The organism is Microbacterium sp. ISL-59 (genome assembly GCF_018613945.1).
Taxonomy (GTDB): Bacteria; Actinomycetota; Actinomycetes; order Actinomycetales; family Microbacteriaceae; genus Microbacterium; species Microbacterium oxydans_B.
Window position 1 is genome coordinate 531,804 of sequence record NZ_JAGGPG010000004.1, and the last position, 25,844, is coordinate 557,647.

The 25,844-nt window shown below is 69.2% G+C and carries 23 protein-coding genes and 1 tRNA gene; 17 read left to right on the plus strand and 7 right to left on the minus strand.

From position 1 onward, the window contains the following. Positions 1-68 precede the first annotated feature (68 nt). The 11 genes from J7E45_RS16225 (at position 69) to J7E45_RS16275 (ending at position 14,132) form a co-directional block, all read left to right on the plus strand. A complete protein-coding gene (locus tag J7E45_RS16225) occupies positions 69-827 on the plus strand; it encodes an HAD family phosphatase (protein ID WP_215070627.1) in 759 nt (252 codons plus the stop codon). Beyond that, the gene (locus J7E45_RS16230; protein WP_091028781.1) at positions 824-3,331 is read left to right on the plus strand and encodes a glycoside hydrolase family 65 protein; all 2,508 of its coding nucleotides are present in this window, start codon (positions 824-826) and stop codon (positions 3,329-3,331) included. Before J7E45_RS16225 ends, J7E45_RS16230 begins: the two co-directional genes overlap by 4 nt. Before the next feature lie 64 nt (positions 3,332-3,395). Further along, a complete protein-coding gene (locus tag J7E45_RS16235; RefSeq protein WP_215070628.1) occupies positions 3,396-5,684 on the plus strand; it encodes a DNA polymerase III subunit gamma and tau in 2,289 nt (762 codons plus the stop codon). Next, entirely contained in the window at positions 5,684-6,277 is a 594-nt protein-coding gene (recR, locus tag J7E45_RS16240) for a recombination mediator RecR (RefSeq protein WP_091028788.1), read from the plus strand. The genes J7E45_RS16235 and recR overlap by 1 nt, the downstream gene beginning before the upstream one ends. Beyond that, positions 6,274-7,191: a DMT family transporter gene (locus J7E45_RS18225; protein ID WP_215070630.1), complete on the plus strand. Its 918-nt coding sequence runs from the start codon at positions 6,274-6,276 to the stop codon at positions 7,189-7,191. The genes recR and J7E45_RS18225 overlap by 4 nt, the downstream gene beginning before the upstream one ends. Before the next feature lie 94 nt (positions 7,192-7,285). Then, positions 7,286-8,566, plus strand: a complete 1,281-nt coding sequence (locus J7E45_RS16250) for an aspartate kinase (protein WP_091029204.1) — start codon at positions 7,286-7,288, stop codon at positions 8,564-8,566. A 180-nt stretch (positions 8,567-8,746) separates the two neighbouring features. Then, on the plus strand, positions 8,747-9,814 hold the full coding sequence (locus J7E45_RS16255) for an aspartate-semialdehyde dehydrogenase (protein WP_091028795.1): 1,068 nt from the start codon (positions 8,747-8,749) through the stop codon (positions 9,812-9,814). A gap of 82 nt (positions 9,815-9,896) precedes the next feature. Next, positions 9,897-11,369 (plus strand): malate:quinone oxidoreductase, encoded by a 1,473-nt coding sequence (locus tag J7E45_RS16260; protein ID WP_167635224.1) that lies wholly within the window; start codon positions 9,897-9,899, stop codon positions 11,367-11,369. 9 nt (positions 11,370-11,378) lie between these two features. Continuing rightward, positions 11,379-12,032 carry a thymidine kinase gene (locus J7E45_RS16265; RefSeq protein WP_091028802.1) on the plus strand — a complete coding sequence of 218 codons (654 nt, stop codon included), beginning with the start codon at positions 11,379-11,381 and terminating at the stop codon, positions 12,030-12,032. A 107-nt stretch (positions 12,033-12,139) separates the two neighbouring features. Next, positions 12,140-12,862: a FadR/GntR family transcriptional regulator gene (locus J7E45_RS16270; RefSeq protein WP_215070632.1), complete on the plus strand. Its 723-nt coding sequence runs from the start codon at positions 12,140-12,142 to the stop codon at positions 12,860-12,862. 10 nt (positions 12,863-12,872) lie between these two features. Beyond that, positions 12,873-14,132, plus strand: coding sequence for an alpha-hydroxy acid oxidase (locus tag J7E45_RS16275; RefSeq protein WP_091028809.1), 1,260 nt, complete (start codon positions 12,873-12,875; stop codon positions 14,130-14,132). Positions 14,133-14,162: 30 nt separating this feature from the next. Here the strand turns inward: J7E45_RS16275 and J7E45_RS16280 are convergent, their stop codons facing one another. From J7E45_RS16280 to J7E45_RS16305, 6 genes are all read right to left on the minus strand, one after another. Next, a complete protein-coding gene (locus tag J7E45_RS16280; RefSeq protein ID WP_215070634.1) occupies positions 14,163-15,005 on the minus strand; it encodes a DUF1295 domain-containing protein in 843 nt (280 codons plus the stop codon). Positions 15,006-15,057: 52 nt separating this feature from the next. Next, complete coding sequence (locus J7E45_RS16285) at positions 15,058-15,813, minus strand: HAD-IIB family hydrolase (RefSeq protein ID WP_029261046.1); 756 nt, start codon at positions 15,811-15,813, stop codon at positions 15,058-15,060. Beyond that, complete coding sequence (locus tag J7E45_RS16290) at positions 15,810-16,286, minus strand: VanZ family protein (RefSeq protein WP_215070636.1); 477 nt, start codon at positions 16,284-16,286, stop codon at positions 15,810-15,812. Before J7E45_RS16290 ends, J7E45_RS16285 begins: the two co-directional genes overlap by 4 nt. A gap of 74 nt (positions 16,287-16,360) precedes the next feature. Further along, positions 16,361-16,437: transfer RNA gene (locus J7E45_RS16295), tRNA-Pro, on the minus strand. Between the two features lie 56 nt (positions 16,438-16,493). Continuing rightward, complete coding sequence (locus J7E45_RS16300; RefSeq protein ID WP_215070638.1) at positions 16,494-17,429, minus strand: metallophosphoesterase; 936 nt, start codon at positions 17,427-17,429, stop codon at positions 16,494-16,496. Next, on the minus strand, positions 17,426-19,984 hold the full coding sequence (locus tag J7E45_RS16305) for a transglycosylase domain-containing protein (RefSeq protein ID WP_251054336.1): 2,559 nt from the start codon (positions 19,982-19,984) through the stop codon (positions 17,426-17,428). Before J7E45_RS16305 ends, J7E45_RS16300 begins: the two co-directional genes overlap by 4 nt. An 88-nt stretch (positions 19,985-20,072) precedes the next feature. Between J7E45_RS16305 and J7E45_RS16310 the strand changes: the two genes are divergently transcribed. Both J7E45_RS16310 and J7E45_RS16315 read left to right on the plus strand, forming a co-directional pair. Beyond that, positions 20,073-20,297 carry a hypothetical protein gene (locus J7E45_RS16310; RefSeq protein ID WP_029261050.1) on the plus strand — a complete coding sequence of 75 codons (225 nt, stop codon included), beginning with the start codon at positions 20,073-20,075 and terminating at the stop codon, positions 20,295-20,297. After that, positions 20,294-20,752 carry a RidA family protein gene (locus J7E45_RS16315; RefSeq protein ID WP_091028829.1) on the plus strand — a complete coding sequence of 153 codons (459 nt, stop codon included), beginning with the start codon at positions 20,294-20,296 and terminating at the stop codon, positions 20,750-20,752. The genes J7E45_RS16310 and J7E45_RS16315 overlap by 4 nt, the downstream gene beginning before the upstream one ends. Before the next feature lie 88 nt (positions 20,753-20,840). Here J7E45_RS16315 and acs read toward each other — a convergent pair whose 3' ends face one another. After that, positions 20,841-22,808 carry an acetate--CoA ligase gene (gene acs / locus J7E45_RS16320; protein ID WP_215070640.1) on the minus strand — a complete coding sequence of 656 codons (1,968 nt, stop codon included), beginning with the start codon at positions 22,806-22,808 and terminating at the stop codon, positions 20,841-20,843. A gap of 399 nt (positions 22,809-23,207) precedes the next feature. Here acs and J7E45_RS16325 point away from each other — a divergent pair, with 399 nt between their 5' ends. The 4 genes from J7E45_RS16325 (at position 23,208) to J7E45_RS16340 (ending at position 25,741) form a co-directional block, all read left to right on the plus strand. After that, complete coding sequence (locus J7E45_RS16325) at positions 23,208-24,215, plus strand: TadA family conjugal transfer-associated ATPase (RefSeq protein WP_167635232.1); 1,008 nt, start codon at positions 23,208-23,210, stop codon at positions 24,213-24,215. A 58-nt stretch (positions 24,216-24,273) separates the two neighbouring features. Further along, positions 24,274-25,110 (plus strand): type II secretion system F family protein, encoded by an 837-nt coding sequence (locus J7E45_RS16330; RefSeq protein ID WP_215070642.1) that lies wholly within the window; start codon positions 24,274-24,276, stop codon positions 25,108-25,110. 68 nt (positions 25,111-25,178) lie between these two features. Next, positions 25,179-25,376 (plus strand): DUF4244 domain-containing protein, encoded by a 198-nt coding sequence (locus J7E45_RS16335; protein WP_091028836.1) that lies wholly within the window; start codon positions 25,179-25,181, stop codon positions 25,374-25,376. Then, entirely contained in the window at positions 25,376-25,741 is a 366-nt protein-coding gene (locus J7E45_RS16340) for a TadE family type IV pilus minor pilin (RefSeq protein WP_215070644.1), read from the plus strand. The genes J7E45_RS16335 and J7E45_RS16340 overlap by 1 nt, the downstream gene beginning before the upstream one ends. The last annotated feature ends 103 nt before the right edge of the window (positions 25,742-25,844 follow it).

Consider the following 25,844-nt stretch of genomic DNA (forward strand, 5'->3'; position numbering starts at 1 on the left):
CAGCATTACGCTTGCACAGTGGCACGGAGCGGTGCCGGCCCGACGATCGCCCTTCTCCTGGAGGCTCTGTGCCAGAAGCACTGCCCGACCTGTTCCACGCCGAAGGCGTACTGTTCGACCTCGACGGCGTGCTCACTCCGACCGCCGAGGTGCACATGCGGGCCTGGAAGGTCGTGTTCGACGACGTGTTCGCCCGCTGGGGCCTCACCCCGCCCTACACCGACGCCGACTACTACGACTACGTCGACGGCAAGAAGCGCTACGACGGAGTGTCGAGTCTGCTGCGCAGCCGCAACGTCGAGGTGCCCTGGGGAGACGTCGACGACGACCCCTCGGCCGAGACCATCTGCGGGATCGGCAATCGCAAGAACGCCGCCTTCGCGGAGTCGCTGCGCGGGCAGGGGATCGCACCGTACCCGGGCTCGCTCGCACTCGTCGAGGCTCTGCACGCCGCCGGCATCCCGCTCGGCGTGGTGTCGAGCTCCAAGAACGCCGAGGAGGTGCTGGGCGCCGCCGGCATCCGCTCCTTCTTCCGGATCGTGGTCGACGGCGTCGTGGCCGAGCGTGACGGTCTCGCGTCGAAGCCGGCCGCCGACATGTTCGCCGCGGGCGCGGTGGCGCTCGGCGTCGACCCGGCCCGCTCCGTCGCCGTGGAGGATGCCACCTCCGGTGCCGCTTCCGCCGCCGCAGCCGGCTATGCGGATGTGATCGGCGTCGACCGCGGCGCCGGAGCCGACGCGCTCCGTGCCGCCGGCGCGACGGTCGTCGTCGACGACCTGGCCGTGTTCGTCCCCGCTACCCGCACCGACATCCCGGAGACCGCATGATCGACCGCGACCGCTTCCCCGTCGACCCGTGGCGTCTGATCGACACGCACTACTCGGAGGAGGGCGTCGGCGAGACGCTGTTCTCCGTCGGCAACGGCTACCTGGGGCTGCGCGGCAACCACATCGAGGGTCGCGGCGCGCAGGAGCACGGCACGTTCATCAACGGGCTTCACGAGACCTGGCCCATCCGGCACGCCGAGCAGGCCTACGGCTTCGCAGAGGTCGGGCAGACGATCGTCAACGCTCCCGACGCCAAGGTCATGCGCGTCTACGTCGACGACGAGCCGATCTCGCTCGACGACGCCGACGTGCGCGAGTACCGCCGCACGCTCGACCTGCGCACCGGGGTGCTGGAGCGCCACGTGGTCTGGGAGACTCCGTCGGGCAAGCGGGTGCGCATGCGCGACGAGCGCATCGTGAGCTTCGAGGAACGGCACCTCGCGGTGCTGCGGCTCGAGGTCGTCGTCGAGAACGCCGACGCCCCGGTCACCATCAGCTGCCAGCTGCTGAACCGTCAGGACGGCGCGGGCGTCTACGCCGGCACGCCGATCGGCACGAAGGCCGCCGCGTTCGATCCTCGCAAGGCCGAGAAGATCGCCGACCGCGTGCTGGAGCCCGCCGAGCACTGGCAGGACGGGATGCGCTCCGCGCTGTCGTACCGCGTCGCCGATTCGGGGATGACGGTCGCCGTCGTCGCCGACCACGTGGTCGAGACCGAGAACGAGTACAACGCCCGCACGCTCGTCGAGCCCGACATCGCGAAGAACGTGTTCCGCGTGCAGGCCAAAGCCGGCGTCCCCATCACGGTCACCAAGCTCGTCAGCTACCACACCTCGCGGGGGGTGCCGCCGCGTGAGCTCGTCGATCGCTGCCGTCGTTCGCTCGACCGGGCAGCGGATGAGGGCGTCGAGACGGTCTTCCAGCGTCAGCGGGCGTGGCTCGATGCGTTCTGGGAGCGCAGTGACGTGCAGATCGGCGGACGCGACGACCTGCAGCAGGCCACGCGCTGGTGCCTCTTCCAGCTGGCCCAAGCCTCCGCCCGCGCAGACGGCGCCGGCGTCCCCGCCAAGGGCGTCTCCGGTTCGGGCTACAGCGGACACTACTTCTGGGACACCGAGATCTACGTGCTCCCGTTCCTCACCTACACGTCGCCGCGGTGGGCGTACAACGCACTGCGGGCACGGGCGCGGATGCTCCCGGCTGCGCGTCGCCGGGCAGCCCAGCTCAACGAGGCGGGGGCGCTCTTCCCCTGGCGCACCATCAACGGCGAAGAGGCCTCCGCCTACTATGCCGCCGGCACCGCGCAGTACCACATCAACGCCGACATCAGCTTCGCGCTCGGCAAGTACGTGCGTGCGACCGGCGACGAGGAGTTCCTCCGGCGTGAGGGAGCGGACATCGCGATCGAGACCGCACGCCTGTGGGCGACCCTCGGCTTCTGGCGCGCCTCGCGGCTGGTGGAGGAGACGGATGCCGGCGACGGGATCGAGACCTTCCACATCCACGGCGTCACGGGGCCGGACGAGTACACGACGGTCGTCAACGACAACCTGTACACGAACGTCATGGCCCGCTACAACCTCCGCTACGCGGCGAAGATCGTGCGCGAGATCCAGGAGAACCACCCCGAGGACTATGTGAAGCTCGTCGACCGGACGGGGCTCGGTGTCGGCGAGGCCGAGGCGTGGGACCGCGCGGCGGAGGCGATGTACATCCCGTACAGTGAGGGCCTCGGCATCCATCCGCAGGACTCGCTGTTCCTCGAGCGCGAGGTCTGGGATCTCGCCAACACGCCCGCCGAGCAGCGACCGCTGCTGCTGCACTTCCACCCGTTGGTCATCTACCGGTTCCAGGTGCTGAAGCAGGCGGATGTCGTGCTGGCGCTGTTCCTGCAGGGAAACCACTTCTCGCCCGAGGAGAAGAAGGCCGACTTCGACTACTACGACCCGCTGACCACGGGCGACTCGACGCTCTCGGCGGTCGTGCAGTCGATCCTCGCCGCTGAGGTGGGGTACCAGGACCTCGCGCAGAACTACTTCGAGCAGTCGCTGTTCGTCGACCTGCACGACCTGCACCACAACGCGTCCGACGGCGTTCACGTGGCGTCGGCCGGTGGGGTGTGGACGGCACTGGTGTGCGGTTTCGGGGGCATGCGCGACTACGCCGGCGACCTGAGCTTCGACCCGCGGCTTCCCGCCGACTGGCCGTCGCTGTCGTTCCCGCTGCAGTGGCAGGGATCCGCGCTGCACGTGACGGTCACCAAGGACGAGCTGCGCGTGCAGGTGCGCAGCGGCCCCCCGGTGCCGTTCAGCGTGCGGGACACCGCCTATTTCGCGACGGTCGAGGACGAGGTCGTCGTGCCGCTGGCGGATCAGGGTCCGCGGATCCCGGGGCGTCCGACGCTTCGGCAGTTCGCCGATGCCCGCCGCGACGACGGCACCCGGATGTCGGCGTCCGTCCCCGTCATCACCACGGCCATCCCGGTGATCGAGTCGACCGATTGATGCGTGGGGGTGCCGGGGAGTCGCCGACCAGCCGAAGGTCGGTGGCACGCCGTAGGCTGTTGAGGTGACCACAGCCCTCTACCGCCGCTACCGACCCGAGACGTTCGGCGAGATGATCGGGCAGTCCCAGGTGACCGATCCGCTCATGACGGCGCTGCGCGGCGATCGGGTCGGCCACGCGTACCTGTTCTCCGGCCCTCGCGGCTGCGGCAAGACCACCTCGGCGCGCATCCTGGCGCGCTGCCTGAACTGCGCCGAAGGTCCGACCGACGTGCCCTGCGGTGTCTGCCCGAGCTGCGTCGAGCTGTCGCGCGCCGGCGGCGGATCGCTCGACGTCGTCGAGATCGACGCGGCCAGCCACAACGGCGTCGACGACGCTCGCGACCTGCGCGAGCGGGCGACGTTCGCGCCCAGCCGCGACCGGTACAAGATCTTCATCCTCGACGAGGCGCACATGGTCACCCCGCAGGGGTTCAACGCGCTGCTCAAGCTCGTCGAAGAGCCGCCGGAGCACGTCAAGTTCATCTTCGCGACGACCGAGCCCGAGAAGGTCCTCGGCACGATCCGCTCCCGCACGCACCACTACCCGTTCCGTCTCGTGCCGCCCGCGGCCATGCTCGAGTACGTCGAGAAGCTCTGCGCCGAAGAGGGCGTGATCGTCGAGCAGGGCGTGCTCGCGCTCGTCGTGCGCGCCGGCGGCGGTTCCCCGCGAGACACGCTCTCGCTGCTCGACCAGCTCATCGCCGGATCCGACGCACCCGCCGGCTCCGAGACCGTGACGGTCGGCTACGCGCGTGCCGTCTCTCTGCTCGGGTACACGCACGGTGCCCTCCTCGACGAGATCGTCGACGCACTCGCCGCCGGCGATGCCGCTGCCGCGTTCCCCGCGATCGACCGTGTCGTGCAGACCGGTCAAGACCCGCGGCGCTTCGTCGACGACCTGCTCGAACGACTGCGCGACCTGATCGTCATCGCGGCCGTCGGTGCCGGCGCTTCGGCCGTCCTGCGCGGGATCGCCGAAGACGACCTGCAGCGCATGCGCGGCCAGGCCGAGACCTTCGGCGCCGCGCGTCTCTCGCGTACCGCCGACGTGGTGAGCGCGGCCCTCGACGACATGTCGGGGGCGACGTCGCCACGCCTGCATCTCGAGCTCATGGTGGCGCGGGTCCTCGCCAGTGCGGCGGATGCTGCCGCTGCGGCGCCGGCGGCTCCCCCTGCCGAGCGCGCCCCGGCGCCCACGCGGCCCGCTGCGGCCTCGGCGCCTGTTTCGGCGCCTGCCGCCTCGGCGCCCGCGGTCCCGACGCCCACTCCTGCTTCCCAGGCGTCGGACACGCCGCCTGCGGATTCGGAGGTTGCCGCCGCAGCGCCGGCAGCGCCTGCGCCTGCGCCTGCGCCGGAAGCGCCGAGTTCAGCCGATGCCGCAACGCCCGCTCCGGAGGCGACCGAGCCGGCCGCCGCCGAACCCGCCGCTCCTCGAGGACCGGTCACGTTCGACAGCATCCGCGCGTCCTGGCCCGCCGTCCTCACCCGGCTCGAGGGCATCAGTCGCACGTCCTGGCTGCTGGCCACGGCCGTGCAGCCGCTCGCCTACGTCACCGACACCGAGGTGCTGACGCTGGGCTTCACGAGCCAGCACGACGTCGCGAAGTTCAAGGGCACGACTCCGGGTTCGGGTCCGTCCGATCACCTGCGGTCCGCGATCGAGCACGAGCTCGGGGTGCGGGTGAAGTACCTTCCCGCGCCGATGCCCGCCGGGCGTGCTCCGCGCCAGTCTGCGGCATCCGGTCCCTCGGCGCCCGCCGACTCTGCTCCCGCATCGGAGCCTGCGTCAGCGGGGTCTTCCCGCTCGCAGGTCCGTGGCGCGTCGGCATCCGCGGTGACCGAATGGGCGGTCGCACCGATCCCCACCGCGCACGAAGAGCCGGCGAGCGCCCCGCCCGTCCCGTCTTCGCCGCTCCCCGTCGACGAAGAGCCCGAAGAGGTCGAGGCTGCGGCATCCGCCCCCGTCCCGCCGTCCGACGGTGCGGTCGATCGCGATGAGCCTCCGCTTCCGGGCGACGACGAGGCTCCTGCCTTCGATGATGAGCCGCCCTACGATCCTTCGTACGAGCCGCCGGTCTCGCAGCAGTCTGCGCCACGGCAGGCGCCCCCTCAGCAGCCTGCCCCTCAGCAGCCTGCCCCGCTGCAGGCCGCCCCTCCGCAGCAGCGCGCGGCGGCAGCCCCACCGGTCGTCATCGAGCGCGCCCCCTCGGTCGGGGGAGTGCAGCGCTACGGTGAGGCCGTGATCCGCCAGGTGCTCGGCGCGACGTTCCTGCGCGAAGAGCCCTACGAGCCCCCGACGAGGTTCAACTGATGTATGACGGCATCGTTCAGGAGTTGATCGACGAGTTCGGTCGCCTGCCCGGCATCGGCCCGAAGTCCGCCCAGCGGATCACATTCCACATCCTGCAGACACCGACGTTCGACGTCGCGCGTCTCGCCGAACTCCTCGGCGAGATCCGCACCCGAGTGCGGTTCTGCGAGATCTGCGGCAACGTCGCCGAGCAGGAGCGGTGCGCCATCTGCCGCGACCCGCGCCGCAGCCAGACACTGATCTGCGTGGTCGAAGACGCCAAAGACGTCGCGGCCATCGAGCGCACGCGCGAGTTCCGCGGCCTCTACCATGTGCTCGGCGGGGCCATCAGCCCCATCGCCGGTGTCGGGCCCGACGACCTCCGCATCACGCAGCTCATGACGCGTCTCGCCGACGGCACGGTGCAGGAGGTCATCCTCGCCACCAACCCCAACCTCGAGGGGGAGGCGACAGCGAGTTACCTGAGTCGGCTGCTCACGACGATGCAGATCACGGTGTCCCGGCTCGCTTCCGGTCTCCCCGTCGGCGGCGACCTCGAATACGCCGACGAGGTCACCCTCGGCCGCGCCTTCGAGGGCCGGCGCATCCTGTGACCCCGAACGCGGGTTTCTCGCGTCGCGGCTGGCTCCTCTTCGGGGCCATGGCTCTGCTGTGGGGCGTGCCGTACCTGTTCATCAGCGTCGCGGTCGAGTCGTTCTCGCCGCCCGCGATCGTCGCCGGGCGCACTCTCATCGCCGCACTGCTGCTCCTGCCGTTCGCCCTCCGCAGCGGAGCGCTCCGGGCGGCACTGAAGCACTGGCCGTGGGTGCTGGCGTTCGGAGCGGTCGAGATGGCCGGCCCCTTCCTGCTGCTCGGGCACGCCGAGATGACGCTGCCCTCCGGCATGACCGGCCTGCTGGTGGCGACCGTTCCGCTCTTCGCCGCGCTGATCGCGCTCGGCGGAGGCGACCGTGGGGTGCTGCGACCTGCGCGCGGCATCGGGCTGCTGGTCGGCTTCCTCGGCGTCGCGGTCGTGGTCGCCGGTCCCGGTCTCTTCGGCGGCGAGGTCAGTCTGCTGGCGGCCGGCGAGGTCCTGCTGGTGGCGGTGCTCTACGCGATCGCCCCGTTCATCGTGGCGCGCAAGCTCAACGATGTGCCGTCCTTGGGCACCATCACCCTGTCGCTGCTGATGATCGGCATCTTCTACCTTCCGATCGGTCTGCTCACGCAGCACGAGGTTCCCACACTGCCCTCGATCGCCGCGCTCCTCGCGCTGGCCGTGATCTGCACTGCGGTGGCGTTCCTCGCGTTCTTCGCCCTCATCCGCGAGGTGGGACCGGTGCGCGCCCCGCTGTTCACCTACGTGAATCCGGTGGTCGCGATCATCCTCGGGGCGATCGTCCTCGCCGAGCCGCTGACGCCCGGGCTGCTGCTCGGCTTCCCGCTGATCATCGTCGGCTGCTGGTTCGCCGCCACCGGTGGCCGTCTGCGTCCGGTCTCTCCGCAGGCGCTCCCTCCCGCCCTCTGACCCCCGCGCGCCCCGTGACACATGCGCAACGTGGCATACGCGCCGATCGTAGAATGAGCGTGGGCGGATCCGCCCGACATCCCAGGGAGTGATCGTGGCCCTCATCGTGCAGAAGTACGGCGGCTCGTCCGTCGCCGACGCAGAGAGCATCAAGCGCGTCGCCAAGCGCATCGTCGACACCCGTCGTGCCGGACACGACGTGGTCGTGGCGGTCAGCGCCATGGGCGACACCACCGACGAGCTGCTCGAGCTCGCCAACGAGGTCGCCCCCATCCCCGCACCGCGCGAACTCGACATGCTCCTCTCCAGCGGAGAGCGCATCTCGATGGCGCTGCTGGCCATGGCGATCCACTCGATGGGCTTCGAGGCGCGCTCCTTCACGGGCAGCCAGGCCGGCATGATCACCGACTCGCAGCACGGCGCCGCTCGTATCGTCGACGTCACGCCGGTGCGTCTGCGCGAAGCGCTCGACGAGGGCGCGATCGTCATCGTCGCCGGCTTCCAAGGGTTCAACCGCGACACCCGTGACATCACCACGCTCGGTCGCGGCGGCTCGGACACCACGGCCGTCGCCCTCGCCGCTGCTCTCGACGCCGACGTATGCGAGATCTACAGCGACGTGGACGGCATCTTCACAGCCGACCCGCGCGTGATCCCGAAGGCGCAGAAGCTCGATCACGTCTCGAGCGAAGAGATGCTCGAGCTCGCCGCCAACGGTGCCAAGGTGCTCTACATCCGCGCCGTCGAGTACGCACGCCGTCACGGCGTCCTCATTCACGCTCGGTCGACCTTCTCGTCGGCCGAGGGCACGTACGTTCTGGGCGAGGGCATGAAGAACCCTCGCGAAGCCGAGGGAGCAGTCATGGAAGAACCGATCGTCGCCGGGGTCGCCACCGACTTCAGCCAGGCCAAGATCACGGTCGCGGGCGTGCCCGACGTCCCGGGCAAGGCCGCCGAGATCTTCAAGATCGTCGCCAAGTCCGGCGCGAACGTCGACATGATCGTGCAGAACGTGTCGGCCACGGGGCGCACCGACATCTCCTTCACGGTTCCCAAGGCGGATGCGGCGGCAGCGCTCAAGGCGCTGGCGGGGGATCAGGCCGAGGTCGGCTTCCAGAACCTCATCCATGACGACCAGATCGGCAAGCTCTCGGTCGTGGGTGCGGGCATGCGCACGCACTCCGGCGTCTCCGCGACCCTGTTCGAGGCGCTCTCGGCCGGCGGCATCAACATCGAGATGATCTCGACGTCCGAGATCCGCATCTCGGTGGTCCTGCGCGACACCGACCTGACCGAGGCCGCGCGCACCGTGCACACGGCCTACGGGCTCGACGGGGACGCCGACGCCACTGTCCACGCCGGCACCGGACGCTGATCTCTGCCATCCGCCTTCGCTTTCCTGCCGACCGCGCGGGCGGGTGGAGCGCAGCATCCGCATCGCCCCGGACCGCGGTAGACTCACCGAAACCCTGACACCGGCGCCAGGCGCAGCATCCGCATCCCGACGCCGCGCCCGAAGCCTCGTACGCCGCACCGCACGACGCCAAGGAACATCATGACCCGCATCTCCGAATCAGGACTCTCCATCGCCATCGTCGGCGCCACCGGCCAGGTGGGCACCGTGATGCGCGAGATTCTCGCCGAGCGGTCGTTCCCGATCCGCGACCTGCGCCTGTTCTCCTCCGCACGTTCCGCCGGCACCGCGATCGAATTCGGTGGCGCGACCGTCATCGTCGAAGACGTCGAGACGGCGGATGCCGCGGGCATCGACATCGCCCTGTTCTCGGCCGGGGCCACGGCGAGCCGTGCCTACGCTCCGCGTTTCGCCGCTGCCGGTGCCGTGGTCGTCGACAACTCCAGCGCCTGGCGCATGGACCCCGAGGTTCCGCTCGTCGTCAGCGAAGTGAACCCGCACGCGATCGACGAGCGCCCCAAGGGCATCATCGCGAACCCGAACTGCACCACGATGGCCGCGATGCCGGTGCTGAAGGCGCTGGACGCCGAGGCGGGCCTCGAGCGTCTGATCGTGTCGACCTACCAGGCGGTCTCCGGTTCCGGTCTCGCCGGTGCGCAGGAGCTGCTCGGCCAGGTCGAGGGCGTGCTCGCTCAGGGCGACACCCTGCGCCTGGTGCACGACGGCTCGGCGGTCGACTTCCCCGAGCCCGAGAAGTACGTCGCGCCGATCGCGTTCGATGTGATCCCGTTCGCCGGCAACCTCGTCGACGACGGAGACAACGAGACCGACGAAGAGAAGAAGCTCCGCAACGAGAGCCGCAAGATCCTCGAACTCCCCGGCCTCCGCGTGGCGGGCACCTGCGTGCGCGTCCCGGTCTTCACCGGTCACTCGCTGTCGATCAACGTCGAGTTCGCCCGCGACATCACGCCCGAGCGTGCCCGCGAGGTCCTGAGCGCGGCTCCCGGCGTCGTACTCGATGAGGTTCCGACCCCGCTGCAGGCGGCGGGCAAGGACCCGAGCTTCGTCGGACGCATCCGTGCCGACCAGTCGGCAGCTGAGGGCAAGGGGCTCGTCCTCTTCATCAGCAACGACAACCTGCGAAAGGGTGCCGCGCTGAACGCCGTGCAGATCGCCGAGGTCCTCGCGGAGCGCCTGGTCATAGCCTGACGGTATCCCCGCCATGTGGAACCGGTCTGGCAAGGTCGGTCGTATGGTCTGCGACGGCGTGCCCGCGAACTAGACTGGTTCGGTGACAGAAAACGTCGATGTCGTCCTGATCGGCGGTGGCATCATGAGCGCCACCCTGGGTACTCTCCTGCATGAGCTGCAGCCGGAGTGGAAGATCGTCGCCTTCGAGCGACTCTCCGATGTGGCTCAGGAGAGCTCGAACCCGTGGAACAACGCCGGCACGGGGCACGCCGCCCTGTGCGAGCTGAACTACATGCCGCAGCAGGGCGACGCTCCGCTCGACCCCGCCAAGGCCGTGTCGATCAACGAGCAGTTCCAGCAGAGCCGGCAGTTCTGGTCGTCGCTGGTCGAGAAGGGCGTGCTCGACGCGCCGTCGACCTTCATCAACGCGACTCCGCACATGACCTTCGTCCGCGGCGAGAAGGATGTCGCGTACCTCAAGGCCCGCTACGAGGTGCTCAAGGAGCAGCCGCTGTTCGCCGGCATCGAGTACAGCGAAGACTCCCGTGTCATCAACCAGTGGGCGCCGCTGCTCATGCAGCAGCGCCGCAAGGGTGAGCCGTTCGCCGCGACGCGCGTGCCGGCCGGCACCGACGTCGACTTCGGAGCCCTGACGCACCAGCTCTTCGACCACCTGACCGAATCGGGTGTCACGCTGCGCACGAATCACGAGGTGCGCAGCCTCAAGAAGCAGAAGGACGGCGGCTGGCTGGTCAAGTACCGCACGACCATCGGTCGCACCCCGAACGAGGTCAAGGCACGCTTCGTGTTCGTCGGTGCGGGCGGCTGGGCACTCAAGCTGCTGCAGAATTCCGGCATTCCCGAGATCAAGGGCTACGGAGTCTTCCCGATCGGCGGCCAGTTCCTCAAGACCACGAACCCGAAGGTCGTCGCCCAGCACAAGGCGAAGGTCTACTCGCAGGCATCCGTCGGCGCTCCGCCGATGTCGGTTCCGCACCTCGACACCCGCGTCGTCGGTGGCGAGTCGTCGCTCATGTTCGGACCCTTCGCGACGTTCAGCCCCAAGTTCCTCAAGAACGGATCGATGCTCGACATCGTCTCGCAGGTGCGTCCGCACAACCTGCTGCCGATGCTGCAGGTCGCCGTGAAGAACCCCGACCTGATCACGTACCTGGTCGGCGAGCTGCTGAAGAACCACGCCAAGAAGGTCGACAGCCTTCGCACCTTCATGCCGACCGCCAAGGACGAGGACTGGACCCTCATCGACGCCGGTCAGCGCGCTCAGGTGATGAAGAAAGACCCGAAGAAGGGCGGCATCCTGCAGTTCGGCACGGAGGTCGTCTCGTCGGCAGACGGCTCGATCGCCGGGCTCCTCGGTGCCTCTCCGGGAGCTTCGACAGCGGTTCCGATCATGCTCCAGCTGCTCAAGGCCTGCTTCCCGGACGAGTATCCGCACTGGGAGCCCGAACTCCGTGCCCTGATCCCCACCTTCGGCGAGAAGCTGAACACGGATGCGGCGCTCGCGGAGCAGTACACCGAGGCGACCGCCGCCACCCTCGGCATCAACGTCTGAGTCCGGACCGTGGCGAAGCTCTACTTCCGCTACGGCGCGATGAACTCGGGCAAGTCGACCTCGCTGCTCCAGGCTGCCTACAACTACGAGGAGCGCGGCCAGCATGTGCTGCTCGCGAAGCCGGCGATCGACACCAAGGGCGCATCCGAGATCGAGAGTCGGCTCGGCGTCACCCGTCAGGTCGACTTCCTGATCGGCCCCGACGACGACGCCCGAGTGCTCTTCGCCGAGCACCGCGCGCGGATGCAGCATTCATCGGACGACGAGTTGCTCCCCGCGGGGCCGACCGACGTCGCGTGCCTCCTCATCGACGAGGCGCAGTTCCTCACACCGGCGCAGGTCGACGATCTCTTCCGCATCGCGGTGGAGGACGGGATCCCGGTCATGGCGTACGGCATCCGCAACGACTTCCTCACGCATGCGTTTCCCGGTTCCGCGCGACTGCTCGCGATCGCGCACTCGCTGGAGGAGCTCAAGACGATCTGTCGGTGCGGGCGGAAGGCCGTGTTCAACGGCCGCGTCGTCGGCGGGCGCTTCGTGTTCGACGGCGACCAGGTCGCGATCGACGAGGGCGCTATCGGGTCGGCCTCGCCGGAGCTGACGACGTACGAGTCCCTGTGCGGCACCTGCTACCTCGAGGAGTCCGGCGGCCGCCTGGGCTGATCCCCGCGTGCCCCCACCCCGCAGTGCGCGCAGCGGGGTGATCGAGCGCGCCTGTTTGCGTGGTCAGACCACACGCGCTAATCTGTGGTCAGACCACAGGAGGATCGATGAGCGACCAACCGGCGCGCGCCTGGCAGCTCGTGCTCGAGCACATCGAGCGCGACCTGCTCGACGGTCGACTCGGCCCCGGTGATCGGCTGCCCTCGGAGCGCGATCTCGCGACCGAGCTGGGCGTCGGCAGGTCCAGTGTGCGCGAGGCGTTCCGCGTGCTCGAGGTGATGGGACTCATCCGCACCGCGACCGGTTCCGGCCCCCAGTCCGGTGCCATCGTCATCGCCACCCCGACCGGCGGCATGTCGGCGCTGCTGCGGCTGCAGGTGGCGGCTCAGGGGTTTCCGCTGGATGATGTCGTGCGCACCCGCCTCGTCCTCGAAGACGCGGTCGTCACGGCGATGGCCGCATCCCCCGATCGCGACACCGTGCGCGCTCACGAGCTCCTCGCCGCGATGGATGCCGTCGGCCTCTCCGCCGGGGAGTTCCTCGCCCTCGACGCCCAGTTGCACCTCTCGCTCGCGGAAGCCAGCGGGAACACGGTCATCGCCGCGATGATGGCGGGCCTGCGTTCCTCGATCGAGTCGTACGTGCAGGCAGGAGTCGCCGCGATCCCGGACTGGGAGTCGATGGCGACCAGGCTCCGCGCCGAGCACCACGCACTCGTCGCCGCGATCGATGCCGCAGATGTCGAGACTGCGCGAACGCTCGTCCGCACGCACATCACCGGTTACTACACGTCCGCGGGGCTCACCCGCGACATCCACCCTCAGAACTGAGAGGCACATCATGGTGCAGCGCCAGCTCCCGAATCCCGTCGAACTCCTCGACCTCATGAAGTTCAAGAAGCCCGAGCTCGACGGCCGCAAGCGTCGCCTCGACGCCGCGCTGACCATCGACGACCTGCGTCTGATCGCCAAGCGGCGCACTCCCAAGGCTGCGTTCGACTACACCGACGGTGCGGCCGAGGGCGAGCTCTCGCTCACCCGAGCACGCCAGGCTTTCCAAGACGTCGAGTTCCACCCCGGCATCCTGCGTCCGGCACCCGATGTCGACACGAGCACCGAGATCCTCGGAGGCCCGTCGGCCCTGCCGTTCGGCATCGCGCCCACCGGGTTCACGCGTCTGATGCAGACCGAAGGGGAGGTCGCTGGAGCCGGTGCCGCGGCCGCCGCCGGCATCCCGTTCACGCTTTCCACACTCGGCACGACGTCGATCGAGGGCGTGAAGGCCGCGAATCCGCACGGCCGCAACTGGTTCCAGCTGTACGTGATGCGCGATCGCGAGATCTCCTACGAGCTCACCCGCCGCGCGGCCGCCGCCGGCTTCGACACGCTGCAGTTCACGGTCGACACCCCCGTCGCCGGTGCTCGTCTGCGCGACAAGCGCAACGGCTTCAGCATCCCTCCGCAGCTGACGCTCGGCACGATCATCAACGCGATCCCGCGTCCGTGGTGGTGGTTCGACTTCCTCACCACCCCCAAGCTCGAGTTCGCGTCGCTGAGCACCACCGGCGGCACGGTCGGCGAGCTGCTGGATGCGGCGATGGATCCGACGATCAGCTACGACGACCTCGCCGTCATCCGTGACATCTGGCCCGGCAAGATCGTGATCAAGGGCGTGCAGAACGTCGAGGACTCCGTGCGCCTGCGGGATGCGGGCGTCGACGGCATCGTCCTGTCGAACCACGGTGGGCGCCAGCTCGATCGCGCGCCCATCCCGTTCCACCTGCTGCCCGAGGTGCGGCGGGCTGTCGGCGACGACTTCACCGTCATGATCGACACCGGCATCATGAACGGCGCCGACATCGTCGCGGCGGTCGCGCTCGGAGCCGACTTCACGCTCATCGGTCGCGCGTACCTCTACGGGCTCATGGCCGGTGGACGCCAGGGTGTCGACCGCACGATCGCCATCCTGCGCAGCGAGATCGAGCGCACGATGCGGCTGCTGGGCGTCTCGTCGCTGGCCGAGCTCGAGCCGGGCCACGTCACCCAGCTCACCCGTCTGGTGCCGGTCGCCCGCGCGAACGCCGAGGCGCGCACGCGCTGATCGCGTCCACCCCGCGGTGGCTCCGCCGTCTCAGGACTGCGGAGCCACCGCGCGAGCGCGCGGCGGCCAGGGGATGAGCATCGAGGTCGCACGCCGGTACTCGGCGTAGGCCGGGTACTTGGATGCGGTGATCGACTCCGTGAAGATGGTCGACCCGATGAACAGCACGGTCAGCAAGGCGGGGCCGATGATGGTCGGGTTGAGCGCGCCGCCGACGAAGCCCGCACCGCCGGCGACCGCTGCCGTCGCTCCGATGGCATAGAAGGCCCACCACTGCGCCTGCTCGAAGAAGAAGTTCGGGTGGCGGCTGAAGCGGAACAGCCCCGTCGTCAGGAATCCCGGGGCGAGCGTGCCGCCTGCCTGCTTCTTGCGCTGGTGGAAGTGCCACTGCTGCTGATCGGCCACGGTCTCGCCGACGAGGAACGCGAGGAACGCAGCGACGAACAGCGCGTCCCACCCGGTGAGGGCTGCGGGATGCTCCGCCGCGACCAGGGCGGGCAGCGTGATGAGCACGAGCAGCGTCATCTGGTATCCGATGATGAACAGCACGTTGAAGACCTGGAACTGCCACGGACGCATGCGTCCGCGCAGGATCGCCCACCGGTAGTCCTCCACGCCCGTGTAGCCGCCCTTGCGCGCGAAGTTGAAGGTCAAGCGTGCGCCCCAGGCGGTCGCCAGCACCCCCATGAGCACGATACGTGCGGAGCCGTCGCCGTTCGCGAAGGCGCCGGCCACGAAGATCCACACGTAGACGACGGGAACGATCGACCATGCCCGATCGACCCACGAGGTGTCGCGTGTGATCAGGGAGAGGATCCAGCACACGGCGCTGGCGGCCGCGGCGGTGATGATGACGATCAGCAGGGCATCCATGACGCCATGTTAGGACCAGGGCGCGACAGAGCGTCGCAGGACGCCTCCGAGGTCAGAGCGTCAGCAGGAGACCGTCGAGCTTTTCCGCCGTGTCTTCCCAGCCGTCGACAGCCACGGAGGGCACGCCGATGGCGAGGACCGGGTAGTCGTTCCCGCCCTCGTCGAGGCGGTCGCCGTAGAACAGCATCTCGGTGAGAGGGATGCCGGTGTGCTCGGCGAGCTGCCGCATCCCGAAGGCCTTGTCGATGCCGGCCTGCGTGATGTCGATGGACGTCGATCCGCCGGAGCGCACCTCGAGTCCGGGAAGGCGAGCGGCGACGGCGGCGCGCAGAGCCGCACGCTTGGTGCCCGCGGGATCCCAGTCGTGCTTCGCCTCGCGCGGCGCGCGCTGACCCAGCGCAGAGAACGTGATCTGAGAGCCACGGTCCTCGAGGATCTCTCCCCAGGGCTCGGCCTCCCACAGTCCCAGGCGTTCGGCCTCTTCGCGGAGCGCTGTCAACGCGGCCTGCTTGTCCTCGTCGCTGAGGTCGTGCGCGTACACGGGGGCGAAATCGGAGCCGTCGTACCGGAGGTAGCGGGTGCCGCAGGTCGGCAGCAGGTGCAGGCGGGCGAGGTCGGCGGCATCCGCATCGCCGAGGCGTGCGAGCACTTGACTGCGGAACTGCGCCTCGTTGCCGCCGGAGATGATGGCGACGTCGACGGAGCGCAGCAGGCTGCGCAGCAGCGCCGCGATTCGCGGGTCGATCAGGCCCTTGGAAGGGGCGAGCGTGTCATCGAGATCGAAGGCGACGAGTGTGGGCGCGGTCATGATGTCTCCAGCCTAGAAGGTGGCCGCTGGGAGGGTCGTGAAGCGAGCAGCAGGGTGCAGAGGACGGCGAACACGACGCCGACGAACGCGCCGGTCGAGTTGGCCACGATGTCGGTGACGGTGGCGGCGCGATGGGGGAGGGCCACACGCTGCGCGGTCTCGATCCCGAGCGACAGGAGCGGCCCGACCAGCAGAGCGAGAGGCCACACCCGACGGGGGAGCAGGACGAAGGCGAGGATGCCGACGGGCACGAACACCAGGATGTTCGCGATGATCTCGAGCCGGGTGAAGTCGAGAGATTCCCATCCGAGGCGGTGCGCCGTGCCGAGGACCAGGTCGAGCAGGTTGGGCATCGCCCGTTCGATCCGCGACGGTGTCAGGGTCAGAGCGGCAAGGCCCAGGAGGAACGGGATGCCGAGCGCGAGGGCCCACAGGCGGGTGAACCGGCGCGGTGGTGGAAGGAGCGACTCCATGCGTCCCCTTCCCCTTCGTGCACGTGCCCGATACAGAGAAGGCCGCCCCGGCGGGGGCGGCCTTCTCTTGTCACTGGTCGGGGTGACAGGATTTGAACCTGCGACCTCTTCGTCCCGAACGAAGCGCGCTACCAAGCTGCGCCACACCCCGTTTGCAACCCTCCGAGTCTACAGGGAAATGCTCCGTGCGCCGAATCGAGCCGGCGATCAGTCCCGCGCGGTGAGCGTGAGCAGCGTGGCCTCGGGGCGGCAGGCGAAGCGGACCGGCGCGTAGATCGAGTGTCCGCAACCGGCGCTGACGTTGAGCGGCACCGTGCGGCCGTCGTGCGACCACGTGCTCAGTCCCTTGGCCTGCTTGAGGGGGATGTCGCAGTTGGCCACGAGGGCGCCGTAACCGGGGAGGCAGACCTGGCCGCCGTGGGTGTGACCGCCGAGGATCGCGTCGGCGCCCAGGTCGATGAATACGTTGAGCACGCGCTGGTACGGCGCGTGGGTGACGCCCAGCATCGGTGTGCCGGCGTCGCGCTGACCGAGCGCGCCGATGGCGTCCGGCAGCACATCGAGGCGGTCCCAGTCGCGGTGGGCGTCGTTCACGCCGAAGAGGTCGACCGGAGTGCCGGCGAGGGTGAGCCGCGCCGCGGCGTTGTTGAGGTCGGTCCACCCGAGCTCGTCGGTGAAGTACCGGTCCATCGCCGCGGTGTCGAGGTGCTCCGGCTCGGGCTGCTTCTTGGACGGACCGAGGAAGTAGCGCAAAGGATTGCGCGGAGACGGCGCGGTCATATCGTTCGACCCGTGCACGAACACTCCAGGGATGCCCGCGAGCGGATCGAACGCCCGTCGGATGCCTTCCAGACCGTTCGCGTGCCCGAGATTGTCGCCGGTGTTGACGACGAGATCGGGCTTCAGCTCGGCGAGCGACGCCAGCCAGTCCTGCTTGCGGTGCTGCCAGGGTGCCATGTGCGCGTCCGAGACGTGCAGGATGCGCAAGGGGGCCGAACCGGGCGGGAGCGCGGATGCCGTCGCCTCGCGCACCGTGAACAGGTAGCGCTCGATGCCGATGCCCCAGACGGCTGCGGCGGCACCGACGGCCCCCACCGCGCCGAGCGCGATGAGGGCCGGGTGCGCGGCACCGCGAGTGGTCACTTGCACGTCACGGTGACAGCGGTGGACTTGCTGGTCGCCGTGCCGGGTGCCGGGTCCGTGGAGGACACCACCGCCGTCGGCGGGGTGCACGAGTTGTCGAAGTCGAACGACGTGAAGCCCGCAGACTGTAGAGCGGCAGATGCCTGCGCTGGCGACATGCCGACGAGGTTGGCCGGAACCGTGGTGCCCTGGCCGTTGCTGGGCGAGATCGTTATGGTCGACCCGCCCGCCGTCTGCCCGGAGGGATCCTGCGCTACAACGATGTTGGTCGGCTTGTCGCTGTCGACAGCGGCACCGACGGACACGCCGAAGCCGTTGCTCTTGAGGGTCGATTCCGCTTCCTCCAGCGTCATGCCGACGACGTTCGGGACGTCGACCACCACCCGACGGATCAGCTTGTCGTCCGGACGGGGGAAGGCGCCTCCCTCGTACACCTCGTTGGCGGCGGCCTGCGCGGCCTTGGCCAGCGGATAGCGCATGTTGTTGAGCTGGTAGTTCCCGGCCCACTTCTGGTAGATGTCCGACTGCCCCTTCCAGCGGCCCGCCCAGACCGCCGTGGTGACCTTGGTGCTGGACTCGATCATCATGGTCGACCAGCGGTCGTGCGTCCCGGTCTTGCCGATCAGCGGCGTGCCGTCGAACGGGTTGGCGTTCTGACCGGTGCCGCCCGAGTCCATCACTCCCTTGAGCGCGTACGCGGCCGTCGCCGCGACCTCAGGGGCGAGCACGCCGTCGGTGCACGAGGCGGCCGGAAGCTCGCGGTCCTTGCCGTCGGGGCCGACCACGCGGTCGATCGCGCGCGGGGTGCAGTACTTGCCGCCGCTCGCGACTGTGGCATAGGCGTTCGCCATGGCGATGGGGGAGATGTTCTTCGGGCCGAGCACGTCGTACGGCACGTTCTCTTCGGTGACCTTCTTGCCGCTGGCGAGCGTGACACCCATCCGGTCGGCGACCTTATTGATGTCGCAGATGTCGAGTTTGGATGCCATCGCGAAGTAGCCGCTGTTCAGCGACTGCCGCGTGAAGTCCATCACGCTCCCGGTCCTGCCGCCACCGCCGCCGAAGTTGCCGATCTCCTTGGTGTTCGTGCTCTGCGGGCTCTCGCAGACGGGGATCTTCAAGTTCGTCTGCACGCGACCGTTGAGCACCTCGTTGACGGAGTGCCCCTTCTCGAGCCAGTCGATCAGCGTGAAGAGCTTGTACACCGAGCCGACCTGGAAGCCGCCGGAGTTGCCGTGCTTCTGGTCGCCGGCGAAGACGAGCGAGGTCTTGCCGAGATCATCGGTGGTGGTCTCGTCGAACCGCGTGTTCTGCGTGATCGACAGGATGCGACCGGTGCCGACCTCGATCGAGACGCCCGCAGCGCCGAAGTAGTCGTTGTCGTAGTTGGCCGGAACGATCTCGCTCATCGTCTGTGCCGCCGGGTTCTGAATGCGGTAGTCCAGCGAGGTGTAGATCTTCAGGCCGCCGCGACGGAGCAGGTCGGCGCGCTCCTGAGGAGTCTTGCCGAAGGCTTCGTCGTCGAGCACGATCGATCGCACGTACTGGCAGAAGTACGCGTTGAGACCGGCCGCCGCACAGCCCTGCGTGGGCTGCGTCAGCGTCGGTGTGATCTCGGACGCATCCGCCTCGTCATACTGCGCCTGGGTGATCTTGCCGTCGGCGAGCATGCGGCCCAGCACGTAGTGGCGACGGTCCTTCGTGAGCGAGTAGCCGCTCTCGGCGGTGTTCAGCGCCTCGCCGTCCTGGTTCGTCGTGGTGCCCTGCGGCATGTCGATGCGGTACGTGTTGGGGTTCTGCACGATGCCGGCCAAGGTCGCTGCCTGCGCGACCGTGAGGTTCGCGGCGCTCGTGCTGAAGTAGTACTTCGATGCGGCCTCAATGCCGTACACGGTGCCGCCGAAGTTCGCGATGTTCAGGTATCCGAGCAGGATGTCGTTCTTCGAGAAGTCCTTCTCGACCTGGATCGCGTAGCGCATCTCCTGCAGCTTGCGTTCGATGCCCTCGTTGCCGCTGGCGTTGGTCGCGTCATCGAAGCACTTGCGGAGGTCGTCGGTGTACGTCTCGGAGTTCCGGTCGACGTCCTGCTCGCACTCCTGGATCAGCACGTTCTTCACGTACTGCTGGCTGATCGTGGAAGCACCGCGGCTGGAGGTGCCTCGGACGTTGTCGATGAGGGCCTTCACGGTCGCGCCGAGGTTGACGCCGCCGTGGCTGTAGAAGCTCTTGTCCTCACTGGAGAGGATGGCGTCGTACAGCGTGGGAGACACCTGCTCGTACGTGACCGGGATGCGGTTCTGCTCGTAGAACGAGGCGAGCGCGACCGGCTTGCCGTTGTCTGTGGCGTAGATGGTCGACTGCTCCATCGGCGTACCCGGGTTGAGGTTCTCGGGCAGCTGGTCGAAGAGAGTGAGTGCCTGGCTGCCGGCGAGACCGGTCATGGTGAGGACGGGCGTGACACTGGCAGCGACCAGGAGGCCGGCGACGGCGCTCAAGCCGACGAGCCCGACGAGACCGCCGAGCACGCCTCTCACCGTGCGATTCTTTTGGGGCATACGCTTGATCGTAGGGGAGTTCCCTGAATACCACCTTTGACGAGCCGGCCCGCAATCACGGTGTCGCGCCCCGATCGACAGGAGTGCCATGACCACGTGGGAGTACCTCACCACGCCGCTGCTGATCCACAACACGGCAGCCATCCTCAACAACTGGGGCAAGCAGGGCTGGGAGCTCGTGCAGGTCGTGCAGGGTCCCGAAGGCGGTCTCGTCGCCTACCTGAAGCGTCCGGTGAACGCGGATGCCTCCGCCAATGCCGGCCTCGCCGCCGCGGAGCAGGCCGCCCGTCAGTTCGAGGGAGGCCAGGCATGAGCGTCTCTGCTCGCCTGGCCGAACTCGGCATCGATCTGCCCGCGGTCGCCGCTCCCGTCGCGGCCTACGTCCCGGCGGTCGTGCACAGCGGTCTCGTCTACACCTCGGGCCAGCTCCCGTTCGTCTCCGGTGCGCTCCCCGCCGTCGGCAAGGTCGACGCCGAGGTCTCGGCGGAAGACGCGAAGGCGTACGCGCGCACCTGTGCGCTGAACGCCCTCGCTGCGGCGGCGGATGCCGCGGGCGGCGTCGACCGCATCGGCGGAGTGCTCCGCGTGGGTGGCTTCGTCGCCTCCGCCGCAGACTTCACGGGTCAGCCCGGCGTCATCAACGGCGCCAGCGAGGTCCTCGGCGAGATCTTCGGCGAGGCAGGGCGTCACGCTCGTGCGGCCGTTGGGGTCGCGGAGCTTCCGCTCGGCAGCCCGGTCGAGGTCGAGGTGACCTTCATCCTCGCCTGAGCATCCGACCGTCCGGCGCATCCGTGCCGTAAACGAAGAACGCGCCTCCCCGGATCGGGAAGGCGCGTTCTTCGTCTGCGGGGGAGTCCTACTTGACCTGCGCCGAGATGATGCTCATCACCGCGGTGTCGGCCAGCGTCGTCGTGTCCCCGACCTCGCGGCCTTCGGCGACGTCGCGCAGCAGGCGCCGCATGATCTTGCCGGAGCGGGTCTTCGGCAGCTCGCCCACGATGTACACGTCGCGCGGGCGGGCGATCGCCCCGATCTGCGCTCCGACCCACAGGCGCAGCAGCTGGGCGAGGCCCGCGGGCTCGTGCTCGGCGAGGTAGCTCTCCTTGATGATGACGAAGGCCACGACCGCCTGTCCGGTCGTCTCGTCCGACGCGCCGACCACGGCGGCCTCGGCGGTCGCTTCGTGCGCGACCAGCGACGACTCGATCTCCGCCGTGGAGAGACGGTGCCCCGAGACGTTCATGACGTCGTCGACGCGGCCGAGCAGCCACAGGTCGCCATCCTCGTCGAGGCGGGCCCCGTCGCCCGCGAAGTAGTAGCCCTGGTCCTCGAACTTCTCCCAGTACGTCTCGCGGTAGCGCTCCGGGTCGCCCCAGATGCCGCGCAGCATGCTCGGCCAGGGATCGGTGATCACGAGCAGCCCGCCGTTGCCGTTGCCGACCTCGACGCCCTGCTCATCGACGACATCGATCGAGATCCCCGGGAGCGGAACCTGCGCGGATCCGGGCTTGGTCTCGGTCACACCGGGGAGGGCCGAGACCATGATCGCTCCGGTCTCGGTCTGCCACCACGTGTCGACGATCGGCGTCTTGCCGGCGCCGATGACCTCGCGGTACCACATCCAGGCCTCGGGGTTGATGGGCTCACCCACCGAACCGAGCAGGCGCAGCGACGACAGGTCGAACTTCTGCGGCACGCTGCGGCCGATCTTCATGAACGAGCGGATCGCCGTCGGCGCGGTGTAGAAGATCGAGACCTTGTACTTCTCGATGATCTCCCACCAGCGCCCGGGGTGCGGAGCATCCGGTGTGCCTTCGTAGAGCACCTGGGTGGCGCCGTTCGCGAGCGGACCGTAGGTGACGTAGCTGTGTCCGGTGATCCACCCGATGTCGGCCGTGCACCAGAAGACGTCGGTCTCCGGGTGCAGGTCGAACACGTACTTGTGCGAGTACGCGACCTGGGTGAGGTAGCCACCCGAGGTGTGCAGGATGCCCTTGGGTTTCCCGGTGGTTCCCGAGGTGTAGAGGATGAACAGCGGGTTCTCCGCGGGGAAGGCCTGGGCCGTGTGCTCGGCGGACGCCGCCGGAACCACATCGTGCCACCACAGGTCGCGCCCCTCGACCCAGTCCACCTCGTTCTCTCCACGACGGACCACCAGGACGTGTTCGACGGTCTGCTGCTCGCCCTCGCCGCGGTCGGTCAGCGCCTGATCCACGGCGGGCTTCAGGGCGGAGACGCGGCCCTTGCGGTAGCCGCCGTCAGCGGTGATGACGAGCTTCGCTCCCGCGTCGTCGATGCGTGAGCGGAGGCTGTCGGCGCTGAATCCGCCGAACACCACGGAGTGGATCGCACCGACGCGGGCGACGGCGAGCATCGAGGCGATCGCCTCCGGGATCATGGGCAGGTAGATCGCGACGCGGTCGCCCTGCCCGATGCCGAGTCCTTCGAGGACGTTGGCGACCCGCTTGACCTCTGCGGTCAGCTCGGCGTAGGTGATGCGCCGGGAATCCCCGGGCTCACCCTCCCAGTGCAGCGCGACCCGGTCGCCGTTCCCCGCTTCGACGTGACGGTCGAGGCAGTTGTACGCCACGTTCAGCTCGCCGTCGTCGAACCACTTGGCGAATGGCGGGTTCGTCCAGTCGAGAACCTGCGTGAACGGCTTGTGCCAGTGCACCAGCTCGCGGGACTGCTCGCCCCAGAACGCCTCGCGATCGGCCGCGGCGCGTTCGTAGAGTTCGGGCGATGAGATGGTCTGGGCGACGAATTCCTCCGACGGTGCGAACCGCCGGGTCTCGTCGAGAAGGTGGTCGATCTGGCTGCTCATCGGCAGGCGCTCCTTTGCGGCATTCGGGTCGTTCGAGCAGGGCCGTGGGGGTGGACGGCCCGGTCAGGGCGAATCTATCCGCGCGGCCACGCATCGCATACTGCCGAAAGTCGGTAGTCGTACGGGTTTTGTCAGGACGGTTGCCTTGCGTACACTCGACGACAGCCGAAATCTCATTCCGGCCTTGGCGTGCCCGTTTCCCCCAATCGGGTATCGCCGTGGGCGGCATCTCATTCCCCCCGTGAGATGCCGCCCATTCCGTTGGGAGCGCTCCCGGTTTCGGCGGCGGGGCCTGTCCGTCTCCTGCACCGGCCGGCGACCGTGGGGCTTGTGCACAGCGCCTGAGCCTCGGTGGCGTATCCGATCACCCGGGCCGTTCGTGCCGCCTACCTTCGCGGTATGCCCGATTCCTTCGTCATCCAGCCCCGCGGCGCGGCACCTGTCAGCGGTGCGACGGATGCCGCTGGCGAGCCGCTGCGCCTTGACCCCGCCTTCGGTCCGCTCCTCGCGCACGTCGACGACGCTGTGACCGATGTCTTCGTCAACGGCCCGGCGGGTCTGTTCGTCGACCGGGGCAGCGGTGCCGATCCGGTGAGCGGATGGCGGGCATCGGAGCGGGAGGTCCGCGACCTCGCCGTCGCCCTCGTCGGCCTGGGCGGGCGCCATCTCGACGACCAGGCTCCGTGCGTCGACGTCCGTCTCGATTCCGGCATCCGGGTGCATGCCGTCCTCGCTCCGATCGCGACGACGGGCACCGCACTCTCCATTCGCATCCCTCGAGTGCGGGCGGCCGACCTCGAGGCGCTTGCCGCGCTCGGATCCTTCGGCGCACGCCAGCAGGCCTGGCTCCTCGGCCTGGTGGCCGAGCGGGCCAACATCCTCATCACCGGTGGCACCGGAACGGGCAAGACGACGCTCCTGTCCGCGTTGCTTTCCGAGGTCCCGGCGACCGAGCGCATCGTCACGATCGAAGATGTCGCAGAGCTCCGTCCGCGCCACCCGCATCACGTCGCACTCGAGGCGCGTCAGGCGAATGTCGAGGGAGCGGGAGGGATCACGCTCGCTCGGTTGGTGCGCGAGTCGCTGCGGATGCGGCCGGACCGTCTGGTGGTGGGCGAATGCCGCGGGGAAGAGGTCCGAGAGCTGCTCACCGCGCTCAACACAGGACACGACGGCGGCGCCGGCACGATGCACGCCAGCGGGCTCCGCGACGTGCCGGCCCGGCTCGAGGCCCTCGGCGCGCTGGCGGGAATGGACGCGGTCGCCCTCGCGCGGCAGGCGGTGAGCGCGTTCACCGTGGTGCTGCATCTCGACCGCGCGCCCGGGGGCATCCGTCGGATCCGCCAGGCCGGCCGGCTCGTGATGATGGGCGACCGGCTGGACATCGAGGAGGTGACGCCGTGGTGATCCGGCGTCGTCCTGCGCCCCCTGCGAGTGGGGCGGGGCGAGCGATGCCGCGACCTCGGTGCAGACCCTGGCCGTCCTGCTGCAGGCGGGAGCGGTGCCGGTCGTCGCCTGGCGGCACCTCGCCGACATCGGTGATCCGCACGCGCTGGCCGTGACCGAACGGGTCGAAGGAGGCGTTCCCCTCCTCGACGCCATCGAGGCAGAGGGCGGGGCCTGGGTAGACCTCGCGGCCGCGTGGGAGATCGCCACCACCGTCGGCGCACCGCTTGCGGAGGTGCTCAGGATCATCGCCGAATCTCTGCGCGACGCCGCGTCCGCCGCCGACGACGTGCGCATCGCACTCGCAGAGCCCGCGGGAACGGCGCGTCTGCTGCTGTGGATGCCGCTCGCCGGACTCCTTCTCGGCTTCGCGCTCGGCTTCGACACCATCGGCGTCATCGTCGGCAATCCGCTCGGTGCCGCCTGCGTGGTCGCGGGTCTGCTGCTCGTGCTCGCGGCGCGACTGTGGACGCGGCGGCTGCTTCGTCGCGCCGCGCCTGCGCCGGGCACGCCGGGCATGCGGGCGGAACTCGTGGCCGTCGCACTCTCCGGGGGCGCTTCGATCGACCGCGCACTCCGCCTCGTCGCCGAGAGCTCGGCCGGCGGAGGGACCGAAGAGAGCATCCGGTCTGTGCTGGAGCTGTCCCGTGCAGCCGGCGTGCCCGCTGCGGAGCTCCTTCGAGCCTCCGCAGCGCAGGATCGGCATGTCGCGCGCGTGAACGGCCGCTTGCGCGCGGCGAAGCTCTCGACGCGACTGCTCATCCCCCTCGGCGTGTGCACCCTGCCCGCATTCCTCCTGCTCGGCGTGGCGCCGATGCTGCTCAGCGTCCTGGCCTCGACACCGCTGCCCCTGTGAGCGAGTGCCCAGCAACCTGCGGAGACCGACCAACCGATGCGAAGGCATCACAGAGAAAGAGGTACACCATGATCCAGATCCCCCGACTCGACCGGCGCCGTGCGGCTGCGCTGTTCGGCGATGACACCGGCGCGGCCACCGCCGAATACGCGATCACCACGATGGCTGCCGTGGCGTTCGCAGGGCTCCTGGTCGTCATCATGCGATCTGACGAGGTTCGCGGCATCCTGACGGATCTCGTCCGGCGAGCCCTCACCGTGTCGTGATGCGCGTCCGCAGGAGCGGCGCCGGTCGCGCCGGGGTGGGGGAGCGAGGCTCCGTCGCCGCAGAACTCGCTCTCGGGCTGCCCGCCGTGGTGCTGGCGCTCCTGCTCGGTGCCGGCGCGCTCGGCGCAGCGTCACGTCAGGTGGCGCTGCAGGACGCCTCGGCGGATGCGGCCCGTCTCCTCGGCCGCGGCGAGGGGGCGGACGCCGCGCAGCGCGTGGTGGGCGCGGCCGTCCCCGGCGCAGGGATCTCGTCTTCGCACTCGGGTGACCTCGTGTGCGTCACGGCAACGTTCGAGGCCTCGATCGGCTCGCTGGTGCGGCTGCCGCTGCGGGCGTCGAGCTGCGCGCTCGACGGAGGCCGCTGATGGCGGGCACGGCGGTTGCGGCGGGGGTCCTGGTGGTCGCGGCCGCGCTGTCGCTCGGGCTCGCCGCGGTCGGCGGAGCGTCGGTGACGGCACAGCGCGCGGC

Bases quoted from the DNA above. Each gene is read 5' to 3' on its own strand.
- J7E45_RS16230 (WP_091028781.1), top strand. From the start codon at position 824: ATGATCGACCGCGACCGCTTCCCCGTCGACCCGTGGCGTCTGATCGAC.
- recR (WP_091028788.1), top strand. From the start codon at position 5,684: ATGTATGACGGCATCGTTCAGGAGTTGATCGACGAGTTCGGTCGCCTG.
- J7E45_RS16255 (WP_091028795.1), top strand. From the start codon at position 8,747: ATGACCCGCATCTCCGAATCAGGACTCTCCATCGCCATCGTCGGCGCC.
- J7E45_RS16270 (WP_215070632.1), top strand. From the start codon at position 12,140: ATGAGCGACCAACCGGCGCGCGCCTGGCAGCTCGTGCTCGAGCACATC.
- J7E45_RS16275 (WP_091028809.1), top strand. From the start codon at position 12,873: ATGGTGCAGCGCCAGCTCCCGAATCCCGTCGAACTCCTCGACCTCATG.
- J7E45_RS16280 (WP_215070634.1), bottom strand. From the start codon at position 15,005: ATGGATGCCCTGCTGATCGTCATCATCACCGCCGCGGCCGCCAGCGCC.
- J7E45_RS16285 (WP_029261046.1), bottom strand. From the start codon at position 15,813: ATGACCGCGCCCACACTCGTCGCCTTCGATCTCGATGACACGCTCGCC.
- J7E45_RS16290 (WP_215070636.1), bottom strand. From the start codon at position 16,286: ATGGAGTCGCTCCTTCCACCACCGCGCCGGTTCACCCGCCTGTGGGCC.
- J7E45_RS16305 (WP_251054336.1), bottom strand. From the start codon at position 19,984: ATGCCCCAAAAGAATCGCACGGTGAGAGGCGTGCTCGGCGGTCTCGTC.
- J7E45_RS16310 (WP_029261050.1), top strand. From the start codon at position 20,073: ATGACCACGTGGGAGTACCTCACCACGCCGCTGCTGATCCACAACACG.
- J7E45_RS16315 (WP_091028829.1), top strand. From the start codon at position 20,294: ATGAGCGTCTCTGCTCGCCTGGCCGAACTCGGCATCGATCTGCCCGCG.
- acs (WP_215070640.1), bottom strand. From the start codon at position 22,808: ATGAGCAGCCAGATCGACCACCTTCTCGACGAGACCCGGCGGTTCGCA.
- J7E45_RS16325 (WP_167635232.1), top strand. From the start codon at position 23,208: ATGCCCGATTCCTTCGTCATCCAGCCCCGCGGCGCGGCACCTGTCAGC.
- J7E45_RS16335 (WP_091028836.1), top strand. From the start codon at position 25,179: ATGATCCAGATCCCCCGACTCGACCGGCGCCGTGCGGCTGCGCTGTTC.
- J7E45_RS16340 (WP_215070644.1), top strand. From the start codon at position 25,376: ATGCGCGTCCGCAGGAGCGGCGCCGGTCGCGCCGGGGTGGGGGAGCGA.